Here is a 12023-nt window from a genome sequence, read left to right as displayed (position 1 = left end):
CTCATCGTCTTTCCGGGGGGATCCGACGCCCATGACCGCACCCGCACCGGGCGCTGACGGCCAGTCGGGCCGGCCGCGCACCGCCCAGCACTACTCGGTCACACCCACCCTGGATTCCCCCGAGGGCTACGTCGCGCCCGGTATGCCCGGTGTCCCGGTGGCCGGATACCTCCCCGCCGTCCGCTCCCACCGGACGGGCCCGCACCGCCGCACCGCCCTGGCGGTCGCCCTCGCCCTCCTCGCCATGCTGCTCGGCGGCCTGGCCTACGGCTGCGCGCCGGCCCGGGCCGCGGACAGCCTCGGCTGGCTGGCCATCGCCCTCGCCGCCCTGGTCGCCTTACCGCTCGGCCGACTCGGCGGCCGCAGCCGGGTGCTGCCGCTGCTCGGCGCGCTGCTCGCGGCCTGCGCGCTGCTGCTCGGCCAGCTGACCGGCCAGCTCCGCCGGGTGCACGCGGCCGGCCCCGGCCCGCGCGGCCTGCCGCACGACGCCCTGGCGCACTGGCGCGCCGAGCTGCGCGCGCTCGACCTCGCCTTCTACGGCATCGCCCTGGTCGGCGGCTTCCTCCTCACCCGCCGCACCGCCAACCGCGGCTGACTCCGATCCGGACAGCCCGAGGCCCCCGCCGGCCGAACCGACGGGGGCCTTCACCACGACGCGTCTCAGCGGTGGTTGAGCGCCGGGTTGACGGTCACCTCGACCCGCTGGAACTCCTTGAGCTCGGTGTAGCCGGTGGTGGCCATCGCGCGGCGCAGCGCGCCGAACAGGTTCATGGTGCCGTCGGGGGTGTGCGAGGGACCGGTCAGGATCTCCTCGGTGGTGCCGACCGTGCCGAGGTCCACCCGCTTGCCGCGCGGCAGCTCCTCGTGGACGGCCTCCATGCCCCAGTGGAAGCCCTTGCCGGGCGCGTCGGTGGCGCGGGCCAGCGCGGCACCGATCATCACCGCGTCGGCGCCGCAGGCGACGGCCTTCGGGATGTCGCCGCTGTAGCCGACGCCGCCGTCCGCGATCACGTGCACGTAGCGGCCGCCGGACTCGTCCATGTAGTCCCGGCGGGCGGCGGCCACGTCGGCGACGGCGGTGGCCATCGGCACCTGGATGCCGAGGACGCCCCGGGTGGTGTGGGCGGCGCCGCCGCCGAAGCCGACCAGCACGCCGGCCGCGCCGGTGCGCATCAGGTGCAGGGCCGCGGTGTACGTGGCGCAGCCGCCGACGATCACCGGGACGTCCAGCTCGTAGATGAACTGCTTGAGGTTGAGCGGCTCCGCGCCGCTGGACACGTGCTCGGCCGAGACGGTGGTGCCGCGGATGACGAAGACGTCGACGCCGGCGTCCACGACGGCCTTGGAGAACTCGGCGGTGCGCTGCGGCGAGAGCGCGGCGGCGGTGACCACACCGGAGTCGCGGACCTCCTGGATCCGCTGCTTGATCAGCTCGGCGCGGATCGGCGCGGCGTAGATCTCCTGGAGGCGGCGGGTCGCGGCGGCCTCGTCGGTGATCGTGGCGATCTCGTCGAGCAGCGGCTGCGGGTCCTCGTAGCGGGTCCAGAGGCCTTCCAGGTTCAGCACGCCGAGGCCGCCGAGGCGGCCGATGGCGATGGCCTGCTGCGGCGAGACCACGCTGTCCATCGGGGCGGCCAGGAACGGCAGCTCGAAGCGGTAGGCGTCGATCTGCCAGGCGATCGAGACCTCCTTCGGGTCCCGGGTACGGCGGCTGGGGACGACGGCGATGTCGTCGAAGGAGTACGCCCGTCGGCCGCGCTTGCCTCGCCCGATCTCGATCTCAGTCACTTCGAGCCCTTCTGGTTTGTTGCTCATGCCCGCCGGGTCACCCCGGCCGCCCCCAGTATCCCGCACCCCGGTTGCCTCGCGCGCTCGCCTCCGGGGCGCGGGGCCCACCCCGGCGGCCCGCCCCCGCTCCCGGGCGCGCCGAAGGGCCCGGCGCCGGGGTGCGGCGACGGGCCCTCGATGTCCGCGGACTCAGCGGTTGGAGTAGTTCGGCGCCTCGACGGTCATCTGGATGTCGTGCGGGTGGCTCTCCTTGAGGCCCGCCGAGGTGATCCGGACGAAGCGGCCCTTGCTCTCCATCTCGGCGATGGTGGCGGCGCCGACGTAGCCCATGGTCTGGCGCAGGCCGCCGACCAGCTGGTGCAGCACGGCCGACAGCGGGCCGCGGTAGGGCACCTGGCCCTCGATGCCCTCGGGGACGAGCTTGTCGTCCGAGGCCACCTCGGCCTGGAAGTAGCGGTCCTTGGAGTACGAGCGCCCCTGGCCGCGGGACTGCATCGCGCCCAGCGAGCCCATGCCGCGGTAGGACTTGAACTGCTTGCCGTTGATGAACATCAGCTCACCCGGGGACTCCTCGCAGCCGGCCAGCAGCGAGCCCAGCATCACGGTGTCGGCGCCGGCGGCCAGCGCCTTGCCGATGTCGCCGGAGTACTGGAGACCGCCGTCGCCGATGACCGGCACGCCGGCCGCCTGACAGGCCACCGCGGCCTCGTAGATGGCGGTGATCTGCGGGACGCCGATGCCGGCGACCACGCGGGTGGTGCAGATGGAGCCGGGGCCGACGCCGACCTTGACGCCGTCCACGCCGGCGTCGATCAGCGCCTGGGCGCCGTCACGGGTGGCCACGTTGCCGCCGACCACGTCGATCCCGACGGCCGACTTGATCTTGCCGATCCAGGCCAGCGCGTTGTGGCTGTGGCCGTGCGAGGTGTCCACGACCAGGAAGTCCGCACCGGCCTCGACCAGGGCCTGGGCCCGGTCGAACGCCTCGGCGCTGGCACCGACGGCGGCACCGACCAGCAGACGGCCCTCGGCGTCCTTGGCGGCGTTCGGGTACTGCTCGGCCTTGACGAAGTCCTTGACGGTGATCAGGCCCTTGATCCGGCCCTCGTCGTCGACCAGCGGCAGCTTCTCGATCTTGTGGCGGCGCAGCAGCGCCATCGCGTCCACCCCGGAGATGCCGACCTTGCCGGTGATCAGCGGCATCGGGGTCATGATCTCGCGGACCTGGCGGCTGCGGTCCGACTCGAAGGCCATGTCACGGTTGGTGACGATGCCGAGCAGCTTGCCGGCCTCGTCCGCGATCGGCACGCCGGAGATGCGGAACTTGGCGCACAGCGCGTCGGCCTCGGCCAGCGTGGTGTTCGGGCCGACCGTGATCGGGTCGGTGACCATGCCGGACTCGGAGCGCTTCACCAGGTCGACCTGGTTGGCCTGGTCCTCGACCGACAGGTTGCGGTGCAGCACGCCGACGCCGCCCTGGCGGGCCATCGAGATCGCCATCCGCGCCTCGGTGACCTTGTCCATCGCGGCGGAGAGCAGCGGGATGTTGACGCGCACGTTCCGGGAGACCCGCGAGGAGGTGTCGACCTGGTTCGGCAGCACCGCGGAGGCCCCGGGCAGCAGCAGGACGTCATCGAACGTGAGCCCGAGCATGGCGAACTTCTCGGGTACGCCTGCGGCGTTGTAAGACATTTGGGGGGTACCTTCCGTGGCCGGCCTATTCCGCTCACGCCCTGAGGGTGGGGCGCGTTCATCGCTCACTCGCAGCAGACCGCCGAAGCCGGGTGGTTTTGGAGGAACCTCCAGGGGAACCCCGCGCGCACCCGCGAAACTTTGGCAACCCGCCCAGGCGCCGATACCCCATGGTACTGGCACCGCGAATGTGTCCTCGTGTGCCCTTGACAACACCGGCCCCCCGTGGCTCATTCCGGCCGGTCAGGGCTTCAGGAGGACTCCTCCGCCAGCGCCCGCAGCCGGCTGAGCGCCCGGTGCTGCGCCACCCGGACGGCGCCCGGGGACATCCCCAGCACCTCGCCGGTCTCCTCCGCCGACAGCCCGGCGGCCACCCGCAGCAGCACCAGTTCGCGCTGACGGGCCGGCAGGTTGGAGAGCAGTTCCTTGGCCCAGGCCGCGTCGCTGCTCAGCAGCGCCTGCTCCTCCGGGCCGAGCGCCTCGTCCGGCACCTCCGGCAGGTCGTCCTGCGGAACGACCGTCGAGCCGGGCCCGCGCATCGCGGCCCGCTGCAGATCGGCGATCTTGTGCGCGGCGATGCCGTAGACGAAGGCCTCGAACGGCCGCCCCTGGTCCTTGTACCGGGGCAGCGCGCACAGCACCGCGACGCAGACCTCCTGCGCGACGTCGTCCACGTGGTGCCGGGCGCCGCCGGGCAGCCGGACCAGCCGGCCGCGGCAGTAGCGCAGCGCCAGCGGATGGACGTAGGCGAGCAGGGCGTCGATGGCCGGGCCCTCACCGCGGACGGCGGCCGCGACGAGCTCGCCCACCAGCGGGGAGCCGCCCGCGCCGAGCACCGGCGGTCGACCGGGGCCGGGCACCGCGCCGGGGCCGCCGGGGTCGGCGTACGACGGATCGCCACCCGGGCCGGAGGGCTCGGCCTCCACCGGGTCCGCCTGGCCGGCCGCACCGGCGACGTCGTCACGCATCGGTCCATGGTGCCTGGTCGAGCGGGAAAACGCGGCACCGCGTCCGGAGTTGTGCACCGGAACGTTATGCGCTGCGGCGCCGTACGGCGTGCCGCCGCGCACCACCGGCCCCTCCTGCACCGTGCCGCCTCCCGCCCCGCCGCCGTCGGTGGTCCCGTCCTTCGCGCCGTCCGCCGCATGTCCCGCGGCCGTGTGGTTCGCCGCAGTGCCTGTCCGCTGGTCCCCGAGGTGCTCCACTCCTCCATGGTGCAACCTCGGGACCGTAACGTCACACGCCCGGACGGCGTCCGTCCCGGGAACCGCCGGCGGCGCGCCGCAGCCGGCGGCGCCACCGGCGGTCAGCGGACCAGGCCCCAGCGGAAACCCAGCGCCACCGCGTGCGCGCGGTCGGAGGCCCCGAGCTTCTTGAACAGCCGTCGGGCGTGGGTCTTGACGGTGTCCTCGGACAGGAACAGCTCGCGGCCGATCTCGGCGTTGCTGCGGCCGTGGCTCATGCCCTCCAGCACCTGGATCTCACGCGCCGTCAACGTGGGCGCCGCGCCCATGTCGGGGCTGCGCAGCCGGCGCGGGGCGAGCCGCCAGGTCGGGTCGGCGAGGGCCTGGGTGACGGTGGCCCGCAGCTCGGCGCGCGAGGCGTCCTTGTGCAGGTACCCGCGGGCGCCCGCGGCCACCGCGAGCGCGACCCCGTCGAGGTCCTCGGCGACGGTGAGCATGATGATCCGCGCGCCCGGATCGGCGGACAGCAGCCGCCGGACCGTCTCGACCCCGCCGAGGCCGGGCATCCGGACGTCCATCAGAACGAGATCGGAGCGGTCGGCCACCCAGCGGCGGAGGACCTCCTCCCCGTTCGTCGCGGTGGTGACCCGGTCCACACCGGGTACGGTCGCGACCGCGCGGCGAAGCGCCTCGCGGGCGAGCGGGGAATCGTCGCAAACGAGAACGGAAGTCATGACCGTCGTCCTCCGCAGCTGATCCGCGTCACGTTGAGCCTCCTGGCTGGTACGAACCTCTCCGACACGGCCGATCGGCGACAGAGTCCGTGCTGATCGCCTCAAATTCCGCGCGATCGTTCCCGACGTCCGGCGCCCGCTAACCGCCTCCGCACTTCCAACGACCGTCACTCGAATGAGTTACGGCCTTCGGGGCCATCTCCACCACTGTACGTGGCCAACCCATTACCGATCAGCCGCATCGCGGTGCACACGCCGCACTTTTCCCCAGCTCGCGCGCGGTGGGCGCACGACCCGCACACCGGTGCGGAGTGTCGCGCGCCCGTCGGCCACCCGAATGCCACGCCCGCGCCCGCCGAACCCCTTGCCCACTTTGCCCGTTTTTATAGCTTTCGTATGGTCATTGACTGTTGTGCCACTCTGTGGGTGACTTGTCCATGGAGTTGCCGTAAGTCATATTTCCAGGTGTCCACACCAGTGCATCGACGCCCGCCGTGCCGCCCAGCAGCAGCCCGCTGAGCGCCGGCCCACGGCCGACGAGCCTCTGAAGGGAATGAGCCATGGCAGATTTCTCCCGCCTCCCAGGTCCCAACGCGGACCTCTGGGACTGGCAGCTCTCCGCAGCCTGCCGTGGCGTGGACAGTTCGCTCTTCTTCCACCCCGAGGGCGAACGCGGGGCCGCGCGGAGTTCGCGCGAGGCCAGTGCCAAGGAGGTCTGCATGCGCTGCCCGGTGATCACCGAGTGCGCGGCGCACGCGCTGGCGGTCCGCGAGCCGTACGGCGTCTGGGGTGGGATGACCGAGGACGAGCGCGAGGAGATGCTGGGGCGTTCGCGGCACCGGCTGGTGGAGGTCCCGCTGACCCCGCCGGCGATCGCCCGGCGCTAGCCCCGCCTCCACGGCGCGCCGTGAAGAAACGTTTCCTCTCGGCGTCCCGGGCTGTTCAAGCCCAGTCCAGAACGCTCAGGCCCCAGAGGTCAGCGCCCGGCCGACCCCGCCAGCCGCTCCAGCATCAGCGCCACGGCCGGCACCTCGGCCAGATCCGGCAGGGTCAGCGCGACCACCTGCCGCACCGCCGGCGCCCCCGCGGCCGTCCGCACCGGCACCGTCGACACCCCGTCCGGGCGCACCGACTCCAGCGCCAGCCGGGGCAGCACCGCCACCCCCAGCCCGGCCGCCACCAGGCCGACCACTGCCGGATAGTCGTCGGTCGCGAAGTCGATCCGGGGCTCGAAGCCCGCCCCCGCGCACAGCTCCACCAGGTGCCCCCGGCACTGCGGGCAGCCCGCGATCCACTGCTCCCCCGCCAGCTCGGCCAGCTCCACCGGCCTGCCGCGCCCCGCCAGCCGGTGCGCGGCGGGCAGCAGGCCCACCAGCGGGTCGTCCAGCAGCGGGGTGACCACCAGATCGGACCAGTCGGAGCCGGCGCTCAGCTGCTGCGCCTCCAGGTTGGCCTCGGCCCGCGCCTCGCGCGGCGTCCCGTGCGCGGGCGCCGGCAGCGCGGCGCCGCCGTCGGACTGCGGGTAGCGGAAGGCCAGCGCGATCTCGCACTCGCCGCCGCGCAGCATCGCCAGCGACTCCGGCGGCTCCGCCTCGACCAGCGACACGCGCACCCCCGGATGGCTGTCCCGCAGCCGGGCGACCGCGGGCGGCACCAGGGTGGAGCTCGCGGTCGGGAAGGAGACCAGCCGCACCCGCCCGGCCCGCAGCCCGGCGATCGCGGCGATCTCCTCCTCGGCCGCGGAGAGCCCGGCCAGGATCCCGGTGGCGTGCTTGAGCAACACCCGCCCCGCCTCGCTGAGCTGCATGCCCCGGCCGGAGCGGACCACCAGCGGGGTGTCCACCGACTTCTCCAGGGCCTTCATCTGCTGGCTGATGGCGGGCTGCGTACAGCCCAGCTCGCGGGCGGCGGCGGAGAAGGAGCCGGTGCGGGCGACGGCACGCAGAACGCGCAGGTGACGGGCCTCGATCATGCCTCAGTTATAAGGCAATCTTTGCCAATGGCAAAATTCTGCTGATGATTGAAGCCTCAAACGCCAAACACGCCGGAGGCCCGGCCGCACCCCGAGGGGCGCGGACCGGGCCTCCGGTCGACCGTCAGGCGTCAGTGCGAGTGGCCGTGACCGTGGCCGTGGCCCGCCTCGGCCTCCTCTTCCTTCTTCTCCACCACGAGGGTCTCGGTGGTGAGCAGCAGGGAGGCGATCGAGGCCGCGTTCTCCAGGGCGGAGCGGGTGACCTTGACCGGGTCGATGACGCCGGCCTTCACCAGGTCGCCGTACTCGCCGGTGGCCGCGTTGTAGCCCTGGCCGATCTCCAGCTCGGCGACCTTGGAGGTGATGACGTAGCCCTCCAGGCCGGCGTTCTGGGCGATCCAGCGCAGCGGCTCGTGCAGCGCCTTGCGGACCACCGCGACACCGGTCGCCTCGTCACCCGACAGGCCCAGGCCGCCGTCCAGCACCTTGGCGGCGTGCACCAGGGAGGCGCCGCCACCGGCGACGATGCCCTCCTCGACCGCGGCACGGGTCGCCGAGATGGCGTCCTCCAGGCGGTGCTTGCGCTCCTTCAGCTCCACCTCGGTGGCGGCGCCGACCTTGATGACGCAGACGCCGCCGGCCAGCTTGGCCAGGCGCTCCTGCAGCTTCTCGCGGTCCCAGTCGGAGTCGGTGGCGGCGATCTCACCCTTGATCTGGGCGACGCGGCCGGCCACGGCCTCGGTGTCACCGGCACCGTCGACGACGGTGGTCTCGTCCTTGGTGATGGTCACGCGGCGGGCGGTGCCCAGCACGTCCACGCCGACCTGGTCGAGCTTGAGGCCGACCTCCTCGGAGATGACCGTGCCGCCGGTCAGGGTGGCCAGGTCGCCGAGGATCGCCTTGCGGCGGTCGCCGAAGCCCGGGGCCTTGACGGCGACCGCGTTGAAGGTGCCGCGGATCTTGTTCACCACGAGGGTGGACAGCGCCTCGCCGTCGACGTCCTCGGCGATGATCAGCAGCGGCCGGGAGGCACCGCCCTGGAGGATCTTCTCCAGCAGCGGCAGCAGCTCCTGGATGGAGGAGATCTTGCCCTGGTTGATCAGGATGTACGGGTCCTCCAGGACCGCCTCCTGCCGCTCCGCGTCGGTGACGAAGTACGGCGACAGGTAGCCCTTGTCGAACTGCATGCCCTCGGTGAAGTCCAGCTCCACGCCGAAGGTGTTCGACTCCTCGACGGTGATGACACCGTCCTTGCCGACCTTGTCGATCGCCTCGGCGATCAGCTCGCCGACCTGGGTGTCCTGGGCGGAGAGGGACGCGACGGCGGCGACGTCGTCCTTGCCCTCGATCTCGCGGGCCACCGAGAGCAGGTGCTCGGAGACGGCGGCGACGGCCTTGTCGATGCCCTTCTTCAGGGCGGCCGGGCCGGCACCGGCGGCGACGTTGCGCAGACCCTCGTTGACCAGGGCCTGGGCCAGCACGGTGGCGGTGGTGGTGCCGTCACCCGCGACGTCGTTGGTCTTGGTGGCGACCTCCTTGACGAGCTGCGCGCCAAGGTTCTCGTACGGGTCATCCAGCTCGACCTCACGGGCGATGGTGACACCGTCGTTGGTGATGGTCGGGGCGCCGAACTTCTTGTCGATGACGACGTTGCGGCCCTTGGGGCCGATGGTCACCTTGACGGTGTCGGCCAGCTTGTTGACACCGCGCTCCAGCGAGCGGCGGGCGTCCTCGTTGAACTGCAGGATCTTCGCCATGTTCCCTATTCCCTCGGGGCTTCGGCCGGCCCACCGGCCGCCGGACTACGTGAACCAACAACCACGCCCCGGGCCCCTGTCACTTGGGACACGGATCCGGGGCGGGTCGGAACGACTTACTTCTCGATGATGGCGAGAACGTCGCGGGCGGAAAGAACCAGGTACTCCTCGCCCTGGTACTTCACCTCGGTGCCGCCGTACTTCGAGTACAGGACGATGTCACCGACGGCGACGTCGAGCGGCAGACGCTGGCCGTCCTCGAAGCGGCCCGGGCCGACGGCCAGGACGACGCCCTCCTGGGGCTTCTCCTTGGCGGTGTCCGGGATAACCAGGCCGGAGGCCGTGGTGGTCTCGGCGTCGAGCGGCTGGACCACGATGCGGTCCTCAAGCGGCTTGATGGCAACCTTGCTGCTGGTGGTCACGTCCGAGCTCCCCTTCGGAGATTACGGGGTTTCTAACGGGTAGGAGCGAACCTGTGGGCCTGCCGTCGCGGGGGTCAGGCACACGTCTTCGCGTTAGCACTCCCCCAGTGGGGAGTGCCAAGGACGACCATAGGCCGGTGTTAGCACTCAGTCAACCAGAGTGCCAACGGCGCGCCCGGGCATCCCGAACCGCGGGCGCGGAGCCGTACTCCTGTGCGACCACCCCGCCCCGGGCGGACTCCCGCCGCGAACCGCGACCCCGCCCACCGCGCCGGCCGTCGGAGCCGGTGGGGCCGCCAACCCGCCAGAATGGCCCCGTGGACACCGAGAACCTCCAGCCCCTACTGGCCCCCGAGGGCCAGGCCCTGCTCGCCGAACTGCGCGAGTTCACGCCCGAGGAGGAGCTGGCGCTGGCCACCAGGCTGCGGCGGGAGCACCCGGCCGAGCTGGTGTCGGCGGCCTTCGGGCAGGCCCGGCTGCGGCAGCGGGCGCGGGCGAAGTTCGGGGCGGACGCCGACCTGATGTACTTCACGCCCAACGGCGTCGAGCAGTCCACCCGGCGCAGCGTGGCCGAGTGGCGGGCGCGCCGCTTCGCCGAGCTGGGCGTCCGCCGGCTGGCCGACCTGTGCTGCGGCATCGGCGGGGACGTGCTGGCGCTGGCCAGGGCCGGGATCGAGGTGCTGGCCGTCGACAAGGACCCGGCGGCCTGTGCCGCCACCGCCGCCAACGCGGCCGCGCTGGGCCTGGCCGACCTGGTCCAGGTGCGCTGCGCGGACGTCGCCGAGGTGGACGTCACCGGCTACGACGCGGTGTTCACCGACCCGGCGCGGCGGACGGCGCGCGGCCGGGTGTTCGACCCGGAGGCGTACGCCCCGCCGCTCTCCTGGGCGATCGAGGCCGGCCGCCGGACCCCGATCGGCGCGCTGAAGGTGGCCCCGGGCATCCCGCACGAGGCCGTCCCGGCCGACGCCGAGGCGGAGTGGGTCTCCGACCACGGCGACGTGAAGGAGGCGGTGCTCTGGTTCGGCACCGGGGCCGCCCGCCCGCACCGCGCCACCCTGCTGCCGCAGGCCGCCAGCCTCACCGGCGGCGACCTGCCCGACCCGCCGGCCGGCCCGGTCGGGCGCTACCTGTACGAGCCGGACGGCGCGGTGATCCGGGCCCACCTGGTGGCCGAGGTGGCCGAGCAGGTGGGCGGTCGGCTGATCGACCCGAAGATCGCCTACCTGACCTCGGACCAGCTGGTGGCCACCCCGTACGCGCACGCCTTCGAGCTCACCGACGTGCTGCCGTTCCACATCAAGCGGCTGAAGGCGCTGCTGCGCGAGCGCGGGGTCGGCACGGTGGTGATCAAGAAGCGCGGGATGGCGATCACCCCGGAGGAGCTGCGCCGCCAGCTCAAGCCCTCCGGGCCGAACGCCGTCACGGTGATCCTCAGCCGCACCGACAACGGGCCGCTGATGATGCTCGGCCGACCCGCCTGAGGCGGCTGCGCGGCGGGCGCCCGGACTACGAGGCGGGCGCCTGGATGTAGTCCTCCAGCCGGGCCACCGAGAAGCCCTGCTCCTGGATCCGGGCCAGCAGGTCGCCGAACATCTGGGTCATCGTGGCGCCCTTGAGCTCCTTCGGGCCGCGGAAGTGCGCCAGGATGATGTCGCCGGACTTCAGCTTCTTGTCCGCCGCCTGGTACTGCATGTCGTGGATCTGCATCGACTCGCGCCAGAGCACCATCGCGCGCGGGCCGCACTGCTGGACCGAGTTGTTCAGCGTGGGGGTGTTGGCACCGTCCCCGAACGGCGGGCGGAACAGCAGCGGGGCGGTGCCGTACTGCTGGGTGAGCGCGGACTGCGCGTCGCAGATCTCGGACTTCTGCTTCTCCGCCGGGATCTTGCTCATCACCGGGTGGTCCACGGTGTGGTTCTGGATGTGGTTGCCGAGCGCCTGGAGCGGCTTGAAGTAGCCGTAGTCGTTCTTGACGATGTCCCGGGTCAGGAACATCGAGATCGGCACCTTGAGCTCGGTCAGCATCTCGACGAACTTCGGGTCCTTCTCGGCGCCGTCGTCGATGGTGATGAAGACGACCTTGTCGCTCGTCTTCACCTCGCTGAACACCGGTACGGGGCCGGTCCGTTCGAGCTTGATGGGCTTGTCCGCGGGCGGTGCGGGGGCCGGCGCCAGCGGCTTGAGGTTCCACTTCGCCCAGGCCGCCGGGTCCCCGCCGGCCGGGGCCGGGGTGGTGGGCGTGCCGGCCGGGCTGGTCGGCACGGCGCCTCCGCCGGTGGGCTGGGGCGTGGCCGCCGAGCTGCCGCCGGCCGCCGCCGGGGCGGCGGCGCCCCCGTTGTCGCCGCATCCGGTGGCCAGGGCCAGCAGGGCCAGCGCCCCCACCGCGTACGTCCTGGTCCTGCTCCGACCGTCCCTGTTCACCGCAGCGCGCTCCCGGTTCCCGTCCAGCTTCTTCTCAGCTATGCACGGTA

11 protein-coding genes are annotated in these 12023 nt (G+C 72.4%); 3 read left to right on the top strand and 8 right to left on the bottom strand.

Features of this window, described 5'->3' with window-relative positions:
• Nucleotides 1-31 precede the first annotated feature (31 nt).
• Complete coding sequence (locus AB0O82_RS04570) at nucleotides 32-595, top strand: hypothetical protein (RefSeq protein ID WP_363580150.1); 564 nt, start codon at nucleotides 32-34, stop codon at nucleotides 593-595.
• 65 nt (nucleotides 596-660) lie between these two features.
• Here the strand turns inward: AB0O82_RS04570 and AB0O82_RS04565 are convergent, their stop codons facing one another.
• From AB0O82_RS04565 to AB0O82_RS04550, 4 genes are all read right to left on the bottom strand, one after another.
• Entirely contained in the window at nucleotides 661-1788 is a 1128-nt protein-coding gene (locus AB0O82_RS04565; protein ID WP_063348999.1) for a GuaB3 family IMP dehydrogenase-related protein, read from the bottom strand.
• Nucleotides 1789-1977: 189 nt separating this feature from the next.
• Nucleotides 1978-3480, bottom strand: a complete 1503-nt coding sequence (guaB, locus tag AB0O82_RS04560) for an IMP dehydrogenase (RefSeq protein ID WP_063348998.1) — start codon at nucleotides 3478-3480, stop codon at nucleotides 1978-1980.
• 251 nt (nucleotides 3481-3731) lie between these two features.
• Nucleotides 3732-4448, bottom strand: coding sequence for an RNA polymerase sigma factor ShbA (gene shbA / locus AB0O82_RS04555; protein ID WP_079135824.1), 717 nt, complete (start codon nucleotides 4446-4448; stop codon nucleotides 3732-3734).
• Nucleotides 4449-4786: 338 nt separating this feature from the next.
• Nucleotides 4787-5398, bottom strand: a complete 612-nt coding sequence (locus AB0O82_RS04550) for a response regulator transcription factor (protein WP_014136228.1) — start codon at nucleotides 5396-5398, stop codon at nucleotides 4787-4789.
• 560 nt (nucleotides 5399-5958) lie between these two features.
• Here AB0O82_RS04550 and AB0O82_RS04545 point away from each other — a divergent pair.
• A complete protein-coding gene (locus AB0O82_RS04545; RefSeq protein ID WP_063348997.1) occupies nucleotides 5959-6285 on the top strand; it encodes a WhiB family transcriptional regulator in 327 nt (108 codons plus the stop codon).
• Nucleotides 6286-6374: 89 nt separating this feature from the next.
• Here the strand turns inward: AB0O82_RS04545 and AB0O82_RS04540 are convergent, their stop codons facing one another.
• From AB0O82_RS04540 to groES, 3 genes are all read right to left on the bottom strand, one after another.
• Nucleotides 6375-7370, bottom strand: a complete 996-nt coding sequence (locus AB0O82_RS04540) for a LysR family transcriptional regulator (protein ID WP_363580148.1) — start codon at nucleotides 7368-7370, stop codon at nucleotides 6375-6377.
• Nucleotides 7371-7501: 131 nt separating this feature from the next.
• Nucleotides 7502-9127 carry a chaperonin GroEL gene (gene groL / locus AB0O82_RS04535; protein ID WP_063348995.1) on the bottom strand — a complete coding sequence of 542 codons (1626 nt, stop codon included), beginning with the start codon at nucleotides 9125-9127 and terminating at the stop codon, nucleotides 7502-7504.
• Nucleotides 9128-9243: 116 nt separating this feature from the next.
• Nucleotides 9244-9549 (bottom strand): co-chaperone GroES, encoded by a 306-nt coding sequence (gene groES, locus AB0O82_RS04530; RefSeq protein ID WP_014136232.1) that lies wholly within the window; start codon nucleotides 9547-9549, stop codon nucleotides 9244-9246.
• A 317-nt stretch (nucleotides 9550-9866) separates the two neighbouring features.
• Between groES and AB0O82_RS04525 the strand changes: the two genes are divergently transcribed.
• A complete protein-coding gene (locus AB0O82_RS04525) occupies nucleotides 9867-11033 on the top strand; it encodes a class I SAM-dependent methyltransferase (protein ID WP_363580146.1) in 1167 nt (388 codons plus the stop codon).
• A 25-nt stretch (nucleotides 11034-11058) separates the two neighbouring features.
• Here AB0O82_RS04525 and AB0O82_RS04520 read toward each other — a convergent pair whose 3' ends face one another.
• A complete protein-coding gene (locus AB0O82_RS04520; protein WP_363580144.1) occupies nucleotides 11059-11973 on the bottom strand; it encodes a polysaccharide deacetylase family protein in 915 nt (304 codons plus the stop codon).
• Nucleotides 11974-12023: the final 50 nt, after the last annotated feature.

The sequence above is a fragment of the Kitasatospora sp. NPDC088264 genome, from assembly GCF_040685715.1.
Taxonomy (GTDB): domain Bacteria; phylum Actinomycetota; class Actinomycetes; order Streptomycetales; family Streptomycetaceae; genus Kitasatospora.
This window is presented reverse-complemented; position numbering and strand designations above follow the sequence as displayed.